This is a genomic window from Candidatus Hodarchaeum mangrovi (genome assembly GCF_975850365.1).
In genome coordinates this window covers 1-16,176 of sequence record NZ_CDLCQJ010000139.1, presented here as the reverse complement: position 1 = coordinate 16,176, position 16,176 = coordinate 1, and the positions used below count along the sequence as shown (strand labels likewise).

The following is a 16,176-nucleotide window of genomic DNA, read 5'->3' as shown; positions in this document are numbered from 1 at the left end:
TGGAGACAAAAGAGACCCCCTATTAAACTTGAGGTTCAAACATGATAAAGCTTATAAAAGCTTACTGGCCGAGAATTAAAAATTCAAGAAATCAAAGGATAAGCTAGTGTAGAATTAGGTTGAATAAACATCAAAGGAAAGAAAATTCAGACCTATTCTGATCCAAATATTTATTTTCGGTCTGATAAGACTTTAGAGATTTTAAAACTCTGAAAAACCATTACAACCACAATAAAACAAAAGTAATTTGTACGAGAAGTGTTTGTGAGTCATCTATTTTCTTTTATGGTTTTTAATAATAAAAAATCGATATTCTAAAATAAAAATGAGTTTCTTAGACTTTATACGACATATTACTGTTTTACCTTTATAAATGCTTATAAAGTGACTTTATAAATGATTCTATTGTGTTTTGATAGGATTGTAAACTTTTGACAGATCCTACCCTTTTAAAATATACCACTTTATCACTTATAATCATTTATTTATGGTGAGATACGTGTCAAGTAGTTCAGAAAAAGCTGATTTGTTCGCTGAAGTACAAAATGTAGTTGCTTCAGTGGATCTAAGATGTAAAATTAAATTAGAACGGGCAGCTTCTCGTCTCCCTGGTGATGTTCAAGTTTCTTATATTCCCGAACAATTTCCTGGAGTTGTTGTTAAAATAAAAAAACCAAAAGTATCTATATTAGTTTTTTCTTCAGGAAAACTTGTAGTTACTGGTGCAAAATCAGTAGAGATGATTGAAGAGGCGGTTGAGGTGATTTCAGAGTTATTGCGAAATGCTGGACATAATGTGAAGCATGAAGCTACTATTACAGTTCAAAATATTGTGGCTTCTGGAACTCTTGGAAAAAGAATCAATCTTGAATTAGCAGCACTCCTCCTAGAACATTCAATGTATGAACCAGAACAGTTTCCTGGATTAATCTACAGGATGCAAGAACCAAAAGTAGTATTACTATTATTTCAGTCTGGGAAATTGGTTTGTACAGGTGCCAAAAAAGAGGATTACGTTTATCAATCGATTGAAAAGATTTATTCTATTTTAGAAGAAATTGATGCTTTTGAGGTAACTGGATTAGAGTTTTAATCAGAAGCAATAAAGTCTAGGGAATGAGAAATAACTTTTGGGATACAGTTTAATAAGTTGAGAAGGGAAAAATTTTTTTCAATTAATTCACTTGCCTTTCCATTAATATATGTCGCCATACATGCTGCATAGAAAGGAGAAACAGATTGGACAATTAATCCCGAAGTAATCCCAGCAAGAATGTCTCCTGTTCCCCCTCTTGTCATTTTCACGATTCCTGTTTTATTAATCTTCATAGAATCTGTATCTGAAACAATATCCCAATGTCCTTTTAGAACCCAAATACCTGAATATTGACTAATTATTCTATAAAATATTTCTTTTCGTTCCTGAAATTCTTCCTGTGATTGTGGGAGTTTTTGCCCTGTTAAGCTTAAAAATTCACCTAAGTGTGGAGTTAATATTGAATTTGGTGTCAAGTTTTTTACATCAAGCAATTTAAGAGCATCAGCATCATAAACAATGAATTTATCAAAAGTTTTAGCTAGAGATTGAACTTTCAAAACAGCTTCGCGAGTTTCATCTTTTCTTCCTAATCCTGGTCCTAAAAGGATAACATCATTTTCCTTGATTAAGGTTTCATCTATTGATTTCATATTTAAATGGGATTCTGGATATTCGTAAACGATAAATTCGAACGAATGTGCTCTAATCGCTGTAGAAATGCTTTTAGGGCATAAAATTGTAACTAGATCTGCTCCTGCTTGAATTGCAGCTTGAGCTGCTAGACTAGGGGCACCTGAATAGATTGAATTTCCTCCAATAACTAAAATTCTCCCATTATCCCCTTTTTTAGACCATGGGTCTCTTTTTTTTAAAGCTAAGAAATCACCTGGACCTATTAACTCTTCTGCTTCTCTTGTAATTCCAATTTTTTTCACAACAATTGTTCCTGAATTTACTTGATTAAGACCTAATTTTTGCTTATGAAGACATATTGTCCAATTGGGAGTTAGATAAACATTTGATAAAGCACCAGTATCAGGATTAATACCAGTAGGAGTATCTACACTGATAATAATGTTTCCCTTTTTTTGCCATTGATTTAGTTTTTCTAATAAATAATTTAATGGATTTTTTATCTGACCACGAATTCCTGTCCCTACAATAGCATCTATAATTAGTGAATCAGGTTCAAAATTCAGTTCCTTAATATCCTCAGAATTTTGGAGTTCTTTAATGTGAATTTCATTAGAAAGACGGTTCAAAATCTTCCAATTCTTTATTGTTGACTTTTTAATAATCGAAGACGAAGAACCCAAAAGGAACAGCTCTACATTGTTGATTTGTGACAGATGACGAACAGCTACCATCCCATCTCCTCCATTTCCCCCCCTACCTGCAAAAATTTTTACTTTTTTAATGGTTTTTTCTTGATTCAGGGTTTCGATAAACTCAGCTATACCTTTTCCTGCATTTTCCATAAGTAAAACTCTCTCTACCCCCAGATATTCGGAATTGACATCAGCGATACTCATATCTAAAATTGAAATTTTTTCTGTGTCCAGATTTATTCACCCCGAAGAGTCTATAAGAATTTTGTATAAAACAATTTTGAATAACAAGCACTCCAAATAGCATCTTACCAATAACTATTCAAATTAAATGATGATAAAAAGTTTAGTGGGCAGATTAACCTTGGATTTTATATTTATTTTTTTAGTTAATTTGAATGTAATGAGTGGAATTTTACTCGTACCATACCCATTAAACCTTCTTTTCCTTGCAATTTCCTCACTAAAATGGGAAGATCCAGTCCCTTATAATTACTTTTCTTCTGATGAGTTACCCAATGTCACTGTTCAAATTCCAATCTATAATGAATCAAATATTATTAATGAAACTATTAAAAACTTAGCTAATATGATCTATACTCCTCAAAAGATAACAATTCAATTCCTAGACGATTCAACAGATGAAACATCTGAAATTATTAACAAATCAACTAAAACTCTATTTGAAAAAGGATATAATATCCAAATAATTAAGAGGAGCAATAGGGAGGGGTTTAAAGCTGGTGCGCTATCTAACGGGATAAAAAAGATAACTTCAGAATATATTGCGATGTTTGATGCAGATTTTCAGGTAGATCCCAATTTTTTAATGGATACAATTCACTACTTTAAAGATAATCCTAATCTTGGTGCTCTCCAAACACGCTGGGATCATCGGAACTTGAAATATTCTATTTTTACTCGCGCTATGTCAATAGGATTGGATGGACACTTTTTAGTTGAGAAACCTGGTCGAAAAAGAAAAAATGCGTTCATTGGATTTAATGGAACAGGTGGAATTTGGCGAAAAAGTGTTATCGAAAAAAGCGGAGGTTGGTCGTCTCAAACTCTAGCAGAAGACTTGGACCTAGCATATCGTGCTCAAATCCTAGGTTATGAGATAATCTATCTTGCTCAAAAAACGAATTATCAGGAGATTCCCCCAACTCTCCGAAGTTGGATCATTCAACAAAGCCGATGGTCTAAAGGATTTTCACAGAATATAAGAAAGAATTTTAAAAATTTCATATATAATCGAACGAAAAAGTCCAAAATTCAGGGTATACTTCATTTAACTCAATATTTGGCTCCATTACTTATAGTTACGAATACAGTCTCAGGAGCTCTACTTCTTTTTTACCCAGCTAATTTTTCTTTAATATTTTCATGTTTTGGTTTAATTTATTCTGTATTAACGATATGTGGAATAATGTCATATATTATTGCGGTTTTAAGAGCAAAGCGTGGTTTATTCCAAGTTTTTTTCATTCCATGTTTTCTATTTTGGGGAGCAGGACTAGTAATAAGAATGAGTATAGGATCGATCTCAGGATTGATCAGTTATGGTGGGACATTTGTAAGAACTCCTAAATTCAATCTAAAAAATGAAAATGCACAGAAATTAATAATCAAAGAACCTATACCAATTGATTGGATTTTATTTGTAGAAATCTTTTATATCTGTATTTTAGGATTAGCTTCTTTTCATGCTTTTCAATTAGGAGTTGGTTTTTATGTTCAAGCTTTTTATTACTTATTTATCACTTGTTCTCTCTTGAATATGGTCATTTCGGAATTTTTCCATGCATTTTCAAATTATCTATCTTCTTAATCCAACACAATGGTGTTTTTCAGGAATTCTATGGTCAGAACAAAAGTATCCTCCACAAAAACTGCAGGTAAATCCAAATGAAGCGAAAGAATTACAATAATAACATTTTCCTTCGATTTTGGTTTTTTTCTGTAATTTGGAGGGAGGGATTACTTCTAGATTAGTAAATGATCTTCTATCAGACATTCTACTCCGATGGATCGGATAAGATTTCTTTCTTGGTTGAGATTGTTTAATAACAAAATAATATATTAAAATAAAAGAACTAATGGTTGCAGTTACTCCAAAAATCAGCCAATTAATTGAATAATCCTGATTGGGGAAAAAAAACAATTGAAATAATCCAATCAGAGTCAAAATTATGGATATTATTATAATTATTTTCTCTTGATCAGAAAGTTCATCCATAAAAAACACTCTCCAATATTCTAATACCTAATCCTAATGGGTGAAAGCTCCAAATGATAATTACAATTAGAAAGATTGTCCAAAAAACTAATTTATTCCAACGATAAACTTTAGCCCCATCAAGAACAAAAAAAGGAAGAATGTTAAAAAGAGCAATATCTGATGATGCTTTGCTAACTATAGAAAGAATTATTCTCCAATCATCTATGATAAACGAAGAAATAATTAGTAGAAACCCACTGAGGAAAGTATTAATCAATGGGCCTATCATTGCAATACGTGCTTCAATTTTTGGTGTATGATAACCTGAACTTAACACTACACCAGGTGCAATAATTTTTAACGGTAGAAATACAGAAAAAAGAGACAATAATGCTGCATTTTGATCTAAATAAAACTCAGAGGTCATATCATTATATATTGCAGTGTATTTATGGCCTAATTCATGAAGAAGGAATAAAGGGGAAATCAATATTACTAATATTATTAGTTCTAAGAGATTAAAATCTTGCCAAAAGGTAGATATTTCAACAACTACAAAAACAATAGTACCAATAATTAGTCCAGTTGTTTCTCTTTTTGTCAGAGAGAACATATAAATTACACCATTTCAAAAGCTATCTCTTTTCTGAGATCTGATTTACTAATTTATCCCAAGTATCAAGCTCATTTTTTAATAATTCTTCGATAGCTATTCGTAAAAAGTGAGAACGTGATTCATATTGTCCTAATCTAACAAGATTATCTATTAATATTAAAACTTTTGACGGAATTTTGATACTGATTGGTTTTTGCTTGGTCATTATTGATTTCACACGTTTTTTTGCCTTTTAAATATCTTAAACTATATTCTAACGTCTTGATAGTATTTTTAAGCATTCTAACCTAGTCTAAACAGGTTTATACAAAATTAAGAAAAATAAATAACTTTTTTGATATTAATAAAGTTAGCTTGAATTATAAATTTAGGGGTTTAAAAATTGAAATATATTCTTTTAACCAGTTTTGGATTTTTTATTGGTGGTATTGAGGATTCTAATCCAATTATTTATGATTTTATACCATTTAAAGATAAATCAAGCTTTTTAGAGGCTGAAATTTCAAAATTTATAAATGCAAACAAATCTAAGTTATTTGAATCTTTAAAAGATAAAGAAGAGGAAGTTGTTTCAGATAATTCTAAGCTAGTTAACAATTTACGTACGCTTGGATTTAATTCTGTAAGGTTTGCTGTATCAGGTGAGCTTAAATCCCTTCGCGGAAAAGTTAATGAATTCTTAAAAACAAAATTCGAAAAAGAGAGCATTTCAAAGATAAGTACTATGATACGAGACAATGCAATGGATTATACAAGATCTTTGCTTAAGGAAAAGGTAGAAGCTCGTGATATCTATATGGCTCAAGCAATAAATAGTATTGACGATATAAATGCGATATTAAATCTAATTTATGCCAGATTATCAGAATGGTATGGAATTCATTTCCCTGAACTTCAGGAATTAGTAAGAGATAATGATCAGTATATTCAATTGATTTCTAAAACTAATGCTGCAATTCGTTCAGAACTCACTGAGAATAGTATTAGCCATCTTTCTGATAAAAGACGAGAACACATTTTAAATGCAGCATTACAGTCTTTAGGGTCTGAAATTTCCCCTTATGACATGAAACCTATAGGTGATTTTGCTAATTTCGGAGTTGAAATTCTCAAGGTTAAAGAAAGCTTGGAATCTTATATTGATGAAAGCATGAAAGAAGTTGCTCCAAATATTCAAAAATTGGTTGGAAGTTTGCTTGGTGCAAGATTAATTGCTCTTGCAGGAAGCTTAGAAAATCTAGCTAAAGTTTCTTCTGGGACTATACAAGTTTTAGGGGCAGAAAAAGCGTTATTTCGGCATTTAAGATCAGGTGAAGATCCTCCTAAACATGGTGTACTTTTTCAATCTCCTTATATTCATTCTGCAAAAAAGCACATTCGTGGAAAAATTGCTCGTGCGTTGGCAGGAAAATTATCAATAGCAGCTAGAGTAGATTATTTTAGTGGTGAATTTATTGGTGATACTCTCCTAAATGATCTTGAAGAAAGAATTAAGGACATTACAGATACATATCCTGAGCCTTCAGCAAGGCAACTGGAACAGAAACTTAAGAAACGGAAACCAAGGGTAAAACAACCATGGCAAAAGGGAAAACGGTCAAAACCAAGATCTGAAAGAAGAAAACGAAGAGAAGAGAAACAAAGAGGTCAAAATAAATGAAAGTCTCTGAGACATACATTCAGGGTTTATATAAGGTTGATGATAAAGAAAAAGCTCGTTTAGCAACAATTAATGCTACGATTGGTAAAACAGTTTATGATGAGGATCTTTTTATGTTTGAGGGAAAAGAATATCGATATTGGGATCCTTATCGTTCAAAATTTGCTGCAGCATATTTATCAGGTATGAAATCACTCCCCCAAATTAAAGAGAAATCAATCTTATATCTAGGTGTTTCAACAGGGACTACTGCTTCTCATTTCTCTGATATTAATACCCATGGAATCATTTTTGGGGTAGAATTTTCTTCAAAAGTAATGAGAAAGTTTTTTAGGCTTTCAGAGCAAAGATCCAATTTAATCCCAATATTAGCTGATGCAAGAAGACCTGAGGAATACTCTTCCTTTGTATTAGAAGCTGATCTAATTTATCAAGATGTAGCTCAACCTGATCAAGCAACAATATTTGGTAGGAATGCTCTTGAATTTTTGAAGTCAGGAGGTTTTGGTTTAATAGCAATAAAATCACAAAGTATTGATGTTTCTTTAGAACCAGAAAAAGTCTTTTCTAATCAAATAAAAGAGCTAGAAGAAGATTTTGGTCTTGAAATAATAGAATATAAAACCATTGAACCTTATGAGAAAAAACATGCAGTGGTTGTAATTAAAATGCCTTAAATGGTCATTCAATTTAACCATAATCTCTCCATGTATTTCCACATTTTTTACACCGATAAAATGTTGTTGGGGCTTCATCTGCACTTCGGGTTTGTACTTGCCAATAAACAGCTTCGTTATTACCACATTTTTTACATGTAACATTAGTAAAAGGCATCGTTTCCACTTCATTTGGATTTTCGATGATAACTGTCTTCTCAAGTTCGTTATGTCTAATAGTATGCTTAATTTCAAATAATTTTGAGTTATTTTTAACTCCAGGTGCTAAAATTTTGCCACATGAGGGGCAATGCATATGAACTAAACCATTTTCTGTTTTCTTTGGAACCATCAATGCACCACAGCTACAAAAGCTCATCAAGATCAACCCAATGTTTGTATTATTAGCGAAGTAGATTTTTTAATTCGAATGAACCTTAAATAAACCAATACTAAATATTTTTGGAATTTTATAACTAAATTCATTCTGCATAATATTGTTAAAAGACAAAATAAAATACTAGTCTGAATTAATTATGGATTAATATCATTCTAAAGAATTTTTAAATGGTGTAATAGATCGATTAAAGTTGGTAAAGGAGATCTAAATGAAAAGAAAGTCAAATATGCCTTATGGCGAAACAACTCTTCTTTCATTGACAAGTTTAACTACTGATACAAAATTCCGATGTCTTGTAAAAATAATTGAAATAACAAAAGGAATGATTCGGATTACTGATAATCACGAAGAACTTGAGATAGAAATTCGTAATGATGATGTCAAGGATTTTAAAGAAGGTGATATAGCATTTCTATTTGGAGAGATTCAAGAATCAGGAATAAAAGTAAAAAAACTCTTAAAAACTAATTTAGACTGGGATTTATATTATAAAATGAAGGAGGAAGTATCTAAATAGTTTATCCTTTAGTATAATCGAATTTAATCTAAAAAATTCCTCAACATCTAGGAATTCCGGAGAGGATTGGGAATAAATTTATCATAATATCAATTTGTAGCAAAGAATTGAAGCAATAAGCTAGGAATGCATGAAAAATTTATCTTATTGGCTTTAACTTTATGATTAATAGTTTGTAAACATAATAGAAACTTTAAATCACTCAATACTGATTTTAAGAATTCTACATTTAATACAAACATTATAATAATAACCCAACTTCACCGAAGTGTGGGAATCCTTAAATTTACAGAATGATTGGAGGAATTAGTATGAGCTTAATTGGAGTGGCAAAAAGGTCTTATCAAAAGGAAATCTCTGCATTTACTAATAAAAGAGTAGCTGTAGTCCTTAAAAATGGAACAAAATATGTTGGTGAAATGAAAGGAGTCAGTCCTGAGACTTTAACTTGTGTTCTTGTAAAAGCCCGGAAGGATCAAGACCTAAAAGAAATTCATAGAATTGCGTTAAATGGAGATTTAATATCTGAAATATACTTAGAAGAAGCTCCATTTGATTTACTAGGATTAAAAGAAGAACTAGAGCAAATCTTCAGAAGGCCTGGAGATGTAAAGGTTTATGATGAAGCTGGATTGATTGTAGTCTTGGAAAGGGTGAAAGTGTCGGAAACCGGTGTGGAAGGTTCAGGTCCTGTTGCTGATCGAGTTCGAGCTATTTTCAACCGCTATGCTCAAACACAATCATCAGAGGAATAAGTGAAATCATATGATTATAAATGCAGAAAGAATGCGTCTAGAAGAAGATTCAGATAATAATATGTGGTTAGTAGACTTTCGTGATGAAGCAAAGAGCTTACGAGGGAGAATTGAAGTCCCACTTGGTTTAATCCCAATGGAGGAATTTAAAGAATTTACCATTGAAATAATTCCCCAAGATAAGAAAAAAAGCTCACAAGAATACTCTGACGCTCATCTTGTTTATAATGCTATTAGCTTTAGAACCAGACCTGTAGGTGATGAAAATGTCTATTCTTTCTCTGCAGGAGGTTTAATTTTAAGAATTTATACGACATCGGAGATAAAGGAGATTCAACCAGTTTTGAAGGATTTTAAAATAATTCTTAAATAAAACCGAAATTAAAATAAAAATTTCCAAAAAAGAATATTGTGACAAATGCGGGGGTTTCCCAGCCAGGTCAAAGGAGCTAGGTTGAGGTCCTAGTCGCGTAGGCGTTCGTGAGTTCAAATCTCATCCCCCGCATGATTTCAAAGGAGGGAAGTTCATAAAAATAAAGAATAAGAAGGATTTAATGTTCATTTGGATGGTTTGAAATTTTCCTTTCCATCTTCATTACTTCTTCTAACTAAACATCTATTAACTTAAAAGAAAAATGAACCTTGTGGAAAAATGATTCGGATATTCTTTTTATCAATAATAATAATAATAATTTAACTTATTTATGGCTGATTTGAGGGTAAAAATTGAAGATTGCTTTGGATTCCTTCCTTTATCGAATTTATGAAAAAAAATTATGGTCCCAGATTAAAGATGGAATAAAAGAAGGGGTTCATCCACAGCATGTTGCTTTGATTATGGATGGAAATCGTCGTTATGCGCGTGCTAAAAACCTTCCAAGCCACTTAGGACACCAATTAGGTCAACAAAAGCTAAAAGAAATTTTAAAGTGGTTTTATGATCTGCAGATAAAGTATGTCACTCTTTATGCTTTTTCAACTGAAAATTTTAACAGGAACGAAGAAGAAGTTAAAGAATTAATGACCCTTTTTGAAAAAAGCTTTAAAGAAATTATTGAACACCCCGAAATCAAAAAACGTAAAGTTCGTATAAAAGTTATAGGAAGAACTCATCTCTTACCCCAATCCGTTCAAAATGCTATTCAAATGGCTGAAACAAATACTGCAATTTATAACGATGGGCCCACCTTGATTATAGCGGTTGGTTATGGAGGTCGTGCTGAAATGATTGATGCAATCAAATCAATAGCAAAGAAAATTGAAAACGGTACAATGACCTCTGCTGATATTAATGAGGTGGTTGTGGGTCGACATTTGTACACAAATGGTATTCCAGATCCGGATTTAATAATTAGGACATCTGGAGAAGAAAGACTCTCAGGTTTTTTGACCTGGCAAAGTGCGTATAGTGAGCTTTATTTTGCAGATGTTTACTTTCCAGGATTTAGAAAGATAGACCTTTGGCGTGCTATTCGTACGTACCAATCAAGACAAAGGAGATTTGGTAAGTGATTTCTAAGTCCTAAAATCTAGGTATAAATACGTCGTGTCTGAGAATCTCTATTTGTTTCTTCAATCGGAGCTAATTGTCTTTTTATCTCCTCTTCAATCAGTTGTGCATTTTTAATCAATTCTTCTGTCCCAATTGATAAATTAAGTATGTTATTTAGTTTTTCAACTGCAGCAACAGCACCTAAAGGATCAGGTCGTTCTCTTTCAGCATATGCAAGGAGACCAATTGCAGGAAAGAGGTTCATGTCAAGGTATCCAAGCATTATAGCAAGTGGTCCTGCAACGAATAATCCTTGATCTAGTAAATTAGTAGCAATTTCATTTCGAAATTTCTCTGAGACACCAGTATATGATTTGAACATTCTACTAGGTATATATTGCAAAGATTGATCAGAAACCTTCAATCTTGAATCAACTCCTCCAATGAAATAAGCTACCTCGAATGTTTTGTGACTTAGTATCCATTCTGAAAGTTTTTCTGAAAATTCAATCTGGACATGTCGATAAGGCTGTAAATGTGGGATGAAAACTGCAATATCGGAATTTTGCTTTGAATAAATCTCGAAAGGTAGCCTTAATTGGTTTTCTTGGACTGATATAAAAGGTGGTGCTCCACTTGACATGATTGTGGCTACTCTTATTAGTTTCATTTCCTGAACAAGATGTGATACACAGATATAGCCAATTTCTCCCAATCCATGCCATCCACCAATAAATACTCTACAATTATCAAGAATCTCAGGTTCTTCTTTGAAAATTTTAAATTTCATTTAAATACATCTCATTTTCAATATTTATTCATACCTTTCTTCTCGTGCGATATAGCGAGCTCTACTTTCAATTTTCTTCATATGTTCTAGTGCATTCTTTCCTTCCCTATAAATATCTAAATAACCTTTTCTAAAGGACTGAAATAGCTTTTTGTAATCTTTTGAAATCGCTTTTAGTGTATTTCTAAATGTTAGCAAATCCTCTGCTTTTTTTTCGACTTCGTTTGAGATTTGAGCTAACCCAAAATCTATTATGAATGTTTTTTCACTTGGAGTAATTATTACATTAAAAACTGTTAAATCTCCATGAATAATCTCATTTTGATGAAGTAATCCAATTTGATTACCAGTTTTATAAAATAAATTCTGTTTCAGGGTCTGGTCTTCAAATGAAAGGGATTTAAATAATAGTTTACCATCTATCTTTTCCATTATCAACAGATTTTTAAAAGGATCGAGAGCAAAGATTGTAGGAACTTGACCCCCTATCTTCCAAGCAAAAGCAGTAATTCTTGCTTCTGCTCTTAAACGTTGCATCCTGATAATATTATCGATTTCTGGAATTCTGTACTTCTTAGGAAGACGATGTTTAATGATAATTGAATAATCTAAATATTTTCCGCTAAAAATGATTGCTTCAGCCCCTTTAGCGATTTTATTGTTATTAAAAATCATGAATGAATCCAACTGACATCAACCTGGTCCGTTCTCCAGCGAGGTTTTACTCTACTCTGATCAACAGTAATAAAATCCTTTACTTGGAACATATTTAAACCTGCTAGTGCAATCATTGCACCATTATCTCCTGAAAGGTTTTTTGGGACTACAAAACATTCTACTTCTTGCTCTAGAGCTACTTCTTTTATCATATCTTGGAGTCTTTGGTTAGCAGCGACTCCACCAGTAAGAAGAAGTGAAGATTTCTTAGTACAAGCTATTGCCCGTTCCGTAGCTTCTGCAAGCGCTGAAAATGTAAATTCTTGAAAGGAATAACAGATATCTGTAATTGAATGAGATTTAATGAATCGTTTTGCTGCAGTTACTACCCCCGAAAATGAAAATGACATTCCCTTAATAACATATGGGAGATTAAGTAGTTTTTCACCTTTCAAAGCTATCTGTTCGATTTGTGGACCTCCAGGATGTGGGAGACCAAGTTCTCGTCCTAAACTATCCAGTGCATTTCCAATTGCTATATCAAGGGTTTCTCCTAAGACTCGATACTTTTCGTTCAAATAAGTGATTAGTTGTGTGTTTCCTCCGCTTACATATAAAACTAAAGGATCACATGTTTGAAGAAGGGATTTTCCTAATTCTACATGCGCTATACAATGATTAACTCCAATTAAAGGGATATTAAGGAGTAAAGCAAGCGATCTAGCCACAGTAGCTGTTGTGCGAAGGCATGGTCCTAGTCCTGGCCCTCGTGAGAATGCTATTGCATCTAGCATACTAAAATTTAGTGATAATTCAGATTTAACTTCTTTGAGAAGCTCTGGAAACGTTTTTCCTAAAAACTCAGAAGCTTCTCTGGGATGAATTCCCCCTTGGGATGGAGTATAAGTTATTGCTTTATTGAGAAGAATATTTTTACCTTGAATTATGGCAATTCCTGCCGTATGGGCTGTTCCCTCAATACCAAGTATAATAGGAGGTTTTTGGTTTGACATAAGACTATCAGGATAGAAATTTATGAAAATTCAGCATAACCACATAATCCACAAGATGATCTCTGTTTATGTTTCGCCAGAAAAGTACCTTTACAACGAGGACAGAATTTATGGGTACGTTTAATACTTCCTTTTTTATAATCAACTTCATAATAAGAATTAGCTGATTTTCTTCTGGTAGTCATTTATTTAACCCTCTTCAGCATTTTCTTTTATCAATGAGTTCCTTTTTAGTAAATATTTAGGTTCAATAGCAAAAACGTCGTTAGGATCATCATAACAATGCACGGTAACTTTAGATCGGGGTTCACCGAAATTTCCGAGGATTTTTTGGATTATTACTTGGTTTTTATCCATGTTGAGTTGGGCAGCAACTTTTGACCGAACAATATCTCTGGTGGGAGTAACCTCTCCTAAATGAGTTATTATGGCTTGAATTTCTTTTCTACCAATTAACGGATTATAAATTTCTTCAGTTATTGTTATTTCCATTCTTTACTTCCTCGTAATATTTAAACCTCTTAAACATTGATTTTACGTCGTTTTTTGCTTTTAAATTTACAAATATAACAACAATTCCTCCAGTCTCTTTTTTATCGAATGGAGGTTGACCATATACGATTAAACTACCTATAGGTGATAATAACAAAGTCGGGATTACCAGAAGATCCTCTTCTCCTTGAATCCTTATAGCTACACGGCATTTGTTTGAAGTACAAAAAGATATCGTGTTTTTAATAATATTCCAACTATCATTGGTAATCCATTCAGGTGGATTAACAACATCTATCAATTGATATTTACCGAGATTTAAGTTAAGAGAATCATTTCTTCTTGTTTTTCCATCATAAATGATGATATTAGGATAAAAATTCTTATCAAGAAGGTATTTAGTACAAAAATCACCAATGGATGTTACAATCGGATTATTATATCCCTCTATATAATCTATCACCTTTTGAGTCGTTTCCAAAGGAGAACCGCTAAATATTTTTCCAATTGGAGTTCTTAAAGACTCCCTTAGGGAGTGAGGAAGTTTGTAACCCAATTAGATTCGCCTAACGAACTTTAATAGCATAAGTTCCTGGACGGGTGATGTTTAATTTCTTAGCGATTCTACTTGTTTTAATATCACTTATAATCACCATTCCAGAAAAATTCTTAGATAGATGATTATGTGTTTTACAGATAGGACAGACATCTTCTCCATGGACAATGCTATTGCATTTTTTGCATGCCTTCAGTTTAACCATCTATTTTTTCTCCTTTGTGTCTTGAAGCCAATTGATAAGGCCTAATCCTTCTCCTTTCATTGTGACTGCAATTTTCATACTAACATGGTCAACAGTTGCTGTTATTATCCTACCCCGAACAAGGTCACCAGGTCTTATAGTACGACCTGTTTCTTTTCCAACAAGCACTCCAGAAGACCTCGATGACATTTGGAAATATTCATCAGCAATTTGGCTGATATGAGCGAGAGCATCCGTACAGCCAATTCGCATGAAGAAACCAAATTTAGTTGTTTCTACTACCTCTCCTTCAGTTACTTCATCATCTAAAGGACGGAAAGTTATCGCCTCATATTCAACATCATGAAAAGTAGCTCCATCACCAGGAACGATTCGACCTGGGGAGATTTCATTCACAGTTAAAATTGCGACGATCATCCCCACATCACTACCAATAGTCGTTTCGTTTTTTGATCGTGTGATGTCTAAGATTACATTCTCAATGGAGTCTCCAAATCTGTTTGGGGGTACACGGATGGTTTCATGGATGCGTGTAAGAAAATACATTATTCATAAATCCTCAATTCGAAATATCTAGTAGATACTAATGAAAAACAGATCAATGAGGGGCTTATCAACAAGACTATTGAGTATTTCCCTACCTAATAAAAAGGTGTTTAATTCTATAGCAAAGTAAAAAAGAAAAAATCGGAATAAAGAAATAATCCCTCTTGTTTTAATTCTTCTTTATTCCAGTTTGAGTGCCGATTTTCGGGAGCTTCTACGATAAGCCCATAAGAAGGCTAAAAATAGAAAAGCTCCCACAATAGCTAAGATAATCTGCAACATTGGGCTCTTATAGGACTGAACTAATAACGGAGCAATGATTAAACTTATCAAGTTAATAACTTTGATCATTGGATTCAATGCTGGACCTGCGGTGTCCTTTAATGGATCACCAACAGTGTCACCAACAACTCCAGCTTTATGTCGTTCTGATCCTTTTCCAGTATTCTGTTCTAAGTTCCTTGGTTCATCTTCTATCGTTTTCTTCGCATTATCCCAAGCTCCTCCAGCATTTGACATGTATACGGCAAGTAATTGTCCACTAACAATAATTCCAGCTTGAAAACCACCAAGTACTTCAACTCCTGACCCTATAGATTCAGGAAGATTTACAGAGTGCAGCGCAAGGGAGAAAAATATAGCCATAAATATAGGGACACTAACAGCTATAACAGTTAAGCTAATAAGTTCTTTTTGTGCTGCAGCGGTAACAATTTTCACCACTCTGCCATATTCTGGTTTTTTTGTACCCTCCATGATCCCAGGAATTTTAAATTGTCGACGAACTTCTTCAATTGTTTGACCCGCAGCTCGATTAACAGCTCTGATGTTGAAAGCAGAAAATATCCATGGAAGTCCAGCTCCGATTAAAAGGCCTATAAAAACTGCAGGAATGTTAATACGAAGACCAAATCCAAGGGGATTTTCAATATTTAAATGTTCTGCAACAATACTTACATCAGTTACAAAAGAGGCAAATAAGCTCACGGATGCAATAACTGCTGAGGCAATGGCTACACCCTTAGTGATAGCTTTTGTTGTATTACCAACAGCATCTAATTCTTCCAGTACACGTCTTGATTCTTTATCCATTCCAGTCATTTCAGCAATACCTTGAGCGTTATCACTGATAGGACCAAAGGAGTCCATTGCAACATTGTTTCCAGTATGCGAGAGCATACCAATTCCAATTAATGCAATTCCATAGAGAATGGTTTCCCCAATATGTTCTGA

22 protein-coding genes and 1 tRNA gene are annotated in these 16,176 nt (G+C 33.1%); 9 read left to right on the top strand and 14 right to left on the bottom strand.

Annotated features, from left to right (window positions below; translation table 11 throughout):
• The first annotated feature begins 499 nt into the window (after window positions 1–499).
• Entirely contained in the window at window positions 500–1,093 is a 594-nt protein-coding gene (locus ACWVCY_RS13515) for a TATA-box-binding protein (protein WP_455143440.1), read from the top strand.
• Here ACWVCY_RS13515 and ACWVCY_RS13510 read toward each other — a convergent pair.
• Window positions 1,090–2,571 (bottom strand): NAD(P)H-hydrate dehydratase, encoded by a 1,482-nt coding sequence (locus ACWVCY_RS13510; RefSeq protein ID WP_455143438.1) that lies wholly within the window; start codon window positions 2,569–2,571, stop codon window positions 1,090–1,092. The genes ACWVCY_RS13515 and ACWVCY_RS13510 overlap by 4 nt on opposite strands.
• 199 nt (window positions 2,572–2,770) lie before the next feature.
• Here ACWVCY_RS13510 and ACWVCY_RS13505 point away from each other — a divergent pair, with 199 nt between their 5' ends.
• Window positions 2,771–4,198 (top strand): glycosyltransferase, encoded by a 1,428-nt coding sequence (locus ACWVCY_RS13505; protein ID WP_455143436.1) that lies wholly within the window; start codon window positions 2,771–2,773, stop codon window positions 4,196–4,198.
• Here the strand turns inward: ACWVCY_RS13505 and ACWVCY_RS13500 are convergent.
• From ACWVCY_RS13500 to ACWVCY_RS13490, 3 genes are read right to left on the bottom strand one after another with little or no spacing between them, the layout of a single operon-like run.
• Window positions 4,187–4,606, bottom strand: coding sequence for an AN1-type zinc finger domain-containing protein (locus tag ACWVCY_RS13500; RefSeq protein ID WP_455143434.1), 420 nt, complete (start codon window positions 4,604–4,606; stop codon window positions 4,187–4,189). The genes ACWVCY_RS13505 and ACWVCY_RS13500 overlap by 12 nt on opposite strands.
• Window positions 4,599–5,201 (bottom strand): hypothetical protein, encoded by a 603-nt coding sequence (locus tag ACWVCY_RS13495; RefSeq protein WP_455143432.1) that lies wholly within the window; start codon window positions 5,199–5,201, stop codon window positions 4,599–4,601. The genes ACWVCY_RS13500 and ACWVCY_RS13495 overlap by 8 nt, the downstream gene beginning before the upstream one ends.
• A 22-nt stretch (window positions 5,202–5,223) precedes the next feature.
• A complete protein-coding gene (locus tag ACWVCY_RS13490; RefSeq protein WP_455143430.1) occupies window positions 5,224–5,409 on the bottom strand; it encodes a ribbon-helix-helix domain-containing protein in 186 nt (61 codons plus the stop codon).
• 177 nt (window positions 5,410–5,586) lie between these two features.
• Between ACWVCY_RS13490 and ACWVCY_RS13485 the strand changes: the two genes are divergently transcribed.
• Together ACWVCY_RS13485 and ACWVCY_RS13480 are read left to right on the top strand one after the other, a co-directional pair.
• A complete protein-coding gene (locus ACWVCY_RS13485; RefSeq protein WP_455143428.1) occupies window positions 5,587–6,864 on the top strand; it encodes an NOP5/NOP56 family protein in 1,278 nt (425 codons plus the stop codon).
• Window positions 6,861–7,541 (top strand): fibrillarin-like rRNA/tRNA 2'-O-methyltransferase, encoded by a 681-nt coding sequence (locus ACWVCY_RS13480; protein ID WP_455143426.1) that lies wholly within the window; start codon window positions 6,861–6,863, stop codon window positions 7,539–7,541. The genes ACWVCY_RS13485 and ACWVCY_RS13480 overlap by 4 nt, the downstream gene beginning before the upstream one ends.
• Window positions 7,542–7,554: 13 nt before the next feature.
• On the opposite strand, the gene ACWVCY_RS13475 is transcribed toward ACWVCY_RS13480, so the two are convergent.
• Window positions 7,555–7,899 carry a transcription factor S gene (locus ACWVCY_RS13475; RefSeq protein WP_455143424.1) on the bottom strand — a complete coding sequence of 115 codons (345 nt, stop codon included), beginning with the start codon at window positions 7,897–7,899 and terminating at the stop codon, window positions 7,555–7,557.
• Window positions 7,900–8,128: 229 nt separating this feature from the next.
• Here ACWVCY_RS13475 and ACWVCY_RS13470 point away from each other — a divergent pair, with 229 nt between their 5' ends.
• The 5 genes from ACWVCY_RS13470 (at window position 8,129) to uppS (ending at window position 10,704) form a co-directional block, all read left to right on the top strand.
• Window positions 8,129–8,437, top strand: a complete 309-nt coding sequence (locus ACWVCY_RS13470; protein WP_455143422.1) for a hypothetical protein — start codon at window positions 8,129–8,131, stop codon at window positions 8,435–8,437.
• Window positions 8,438–8,748: 311 nt separating this feature from the next.
• Window positions 8,749–9,192 carry an Lsm family RNA-binding protein gene (locus ACWVCY_RS13465; protein ID WP_455143420.1) on the top strand — a complete coding sequence of 148 codons (444 nt, stop codon included), beginning with the start codon at window positions 8,749–8,751 and terminating at the stop codon, window positions 9,190–9,192.
• A gap of 10 nt (window positions 9,193–9,202) precedes the next feature.
• The gene (locus ACWVCY_RS13460; protein WP_455143418.1) at window positions 9,203–9,565 is read left to right on the top strand and encodes a hypothetical protein; all 363 of its coding nucleotides are present in this window, start codon (window positions 9,203–9,205) and stop codon (window positions 9,563–9,565) included.
• 47 nt (window positions 9,566–9,612) lie between these two features.
• Window positions 9,613–9,697, top strand: a tRNA-Leu gene (locus ACWVCY_RS13455).
• Between the two features lie 221 nt (window positions 9,698–9,918).
• Window positions 9,919–10,704: a polyprenyl diphosphate synthase gene (gene uppS, locus ACWVCY_RS13450; RefSeq protein WP_455143416.1), complete on the top strand. Its 786-nt coding sequence runs from the start codon at window positions 9,919–9,921 to the stop codon at window positions 10,702–10,704.
• A gap of 17 nt (window positions 10,705–10,721) precedes the next feature.
• On the opposite strand, the gene ACWVCY_RS13445 is transcribed toward uppS, so the two are convergent.
• The 9 genes from ACWVCY_RS13445 to ACWVCY_RS13405 all read right to left on the bottom strand — a co-directional run.
• Window positions 10,722–11,474, bottom strand: a complete 753-nt coding sequence (locus ACWVCY_RS13445; protein ID WP_455143414.1) for a proteasome assembly chaperone family protein — start codon at window positions 11,472–11,474, stop codon at window positions 10,722–10,724.
• A 24-nt stretch (window positions 11,475–11,498) separates the two neighbouring features.
• Window positions 11,499–12,161, bottom strand: coding sequence for a KEOPS complex kinase/ATPase Bud32 (locus ACWVCY_RS13440; RefSeq protein ID WP_455143412.1), 663 nt, complete (start codon window positions 12,159–12,161; stop codon window positions 11,499–11,501).
• Complete coding sequence (locus tag ACWVCY_RS13435; protein WP_455143411.1) at window positions 12,146–13,144, bottom strand: bifunctional N(6)-L-threonylcarbamoyladenine synthase/serine/threonine protein kinase; 999 nt, start codon at window positions 13,142–13,144, stop codon at window positions 12,146–12,148. Before ACWVCY_RS13435 ends, ACWVCY_RS13440 begins: the two co-directional genes overlap by 16 nt.
• Before the next feature lie 20 nt (window positions 13,145–13,164).
• Entirely contained in the window at window positions 13,165–13,329 is a 165-nt protein-coding gene (locus tag ACWVCY_RS13430) for a 30S ribosomal protein S27ae (RefSeq protein ID WP_455143409.1), read from the bottom strand.
• Window positions 13,330–13,333: 4 nt separating this feature from the next.
• The gene (locus ACWVCY_RS13425) at window positions 13,334–13,636 is read right to left on the bottom strand and encodes a 30S ribosomal protein S24e (RefSeq protein WP_455143408.1); all 303 of its coding nucleotides are present in this window, start codon (window positions 13,634–13,636) and stop codon (window positions 13,334–13,336) included.
• Window positions 13,617–14,192 carry a GTP-dependent dephospho-CoA kinase family protein gene (locus ACWVCY_RS13420; RefSeq protein WP_455143406.1) on the bottom strand — a complete coding sequence of 192 codons (576 nt, stop codon included), beginning with the start codon at window positions 14,190–14,192 and terminating at the stop codon, window positions 13,617–13,619. The genes ACWVCY_RS13425 and ACWVCY_RS13420 overlap by 20 nt, the downstream gene beginning before the upstream one ends.
• Before the next feature lie 10 nt (window positions 14,193–14,202).
• On the bottom strand, window positions 14,203–14,397 hold the full coding sequence (gene spt4 / locus ACWVCY_RS13415; protein ID WP_455143404.1) for a transcription elongation factor subunit Spt4: 195 nt from the start codon (window positions 14,395–14,397) through the stop codon (window positions 14,203–14,205).
• On the bottom strand, window positions 14,398–14,943 hold the full coding sequence (locus ACWVCY_RS13410) for a DNA-directed RNA polymerase (protein WP_455143402.1): 546 nt from the start codon (window positions 14,941–14,943) through the stop codon (window positions 14,398–14,400). It lies immediately after the preceding gene.
• 180 nt (window positions 14,944–15,123) lie between these two features.
• Window positions 15,124–16,176, bottom strand: a 1,053-nt coding sequence (locus ACWVCY_RS13405) for a sodium/proton-translocating pyrophosphatase (RefSeq protein WP_455143400.1), incomplete at its 5' end; no start/stop codon positions are given.

Coding starts and splice junctions, on each gene's coding strand:
- ACWVCY_RS13500 (WP_455143434.1), bottom strand. CDS start 4,606: ATGGATGAACTTTCTGATCAAGAGAAAATAATTATAATAATATCCATA.
- ACWVCY_RS13505 (WP_455143436.1), top strand. CDS start 2,771: ATGAGTGGAATTTTACTCGTACCATACCCATTAAACCTTCTTTTCCTT.
- ACWVCY_RS13435 (WP_455143411.1), bottom strand. CDS start 13,144: ATGTCAAACCAAAAACCTCCTATTATACTTGGTATTGAGGGAACAGCC.
- ACWVCY_RS13445 (WP_455143414.1), bottom strand. CDS start 11,474: ATGAAATTTAAAATTTTCAAAGAAGAACCTGAGATTCTTGATAATTGT.
- ACWVCY_RS13425 (WP_455143408.1), bottom strand. CDS start 13,636: ATGGAAATAACAATAACTGAAGAAATTTATAATCCGTTAATTGGTAGA.
- ACWVCY_RS13495 (WP_455143432.1), bottom strand. CDS start 5,201: ATGTTCTCTCTGACAAAAAGAGAAACAACTGGACTAATTATTGGTACT.
- ACWVCY_RS13470 (WP_455143422.1), top strand. CDS start 8,129: ATGAAAAGAAAGTCAAATATGCCTTATGGCGAAACAACTCTTCTTTCA.
- ACWVCY_RS13510 (WP_455143438.1), bottom strand. CDS start 2,571: ATGAGTATCGCTGATGTCAATTCCGAATATCTGGGGGTAGAGAGAGTT.
- spt4 (WP_455143404.1), bottom strand. CDS start 14,397: ATGGTTAAACTGAAGGCATGCAAAAAATGCAATAGCATTGTCCATGGA.
- ACWVCY_RS13430 (WP_455143409.1), bottom strand. CDS start 13,329: ATGACTACCAGAAGAAAATCAGCTAATTCTTATTATGAAGTTGATTAT.
- ACWVCY_RS13490 (WP_455143430.1), bottom strand. CDS start 5,409: ATGACCAAGCAAAAACCAATCAGTATCAAAATTCCGTCAAAAGTTTTA.
- ACWVCY_RS13465 (WP_455143420.1), top strand. CDS start 8,749: ATGAGCTTAATTGGAGTGGCAAAAAGGTCTTATCAAAAGGAAATCTCT.
- ACWVCY_RS13460 (WP_455143418.1), top strand. CDS start 9,203: ATGATTATAAATGCAGAAAGAATGCGTCTAGAAGAAGATTCAGATAAT.
- ACWVCY_RS13475 (WP_455143424.1), bottom strand. CDS start 7,899: ATGAGCTTTTGTAGCTGTGGTGCATTGATGGTTCCAAAGAAAACAGAA.
- ACWVCY_RS13410 (WP_455143402.1), bottom strand. CDS start 14,943: ATGTATTTTCTTACACGCATCCATGAAACCATCCGTGTACCCCCAAAC.
- ACWVCY_RS13480 (WP_455143426.1), top strand. CDS start 6,861: ATGAAAGTCTCTGAGACATACATTCAGGGTTTATATAAGGTTGATGAT.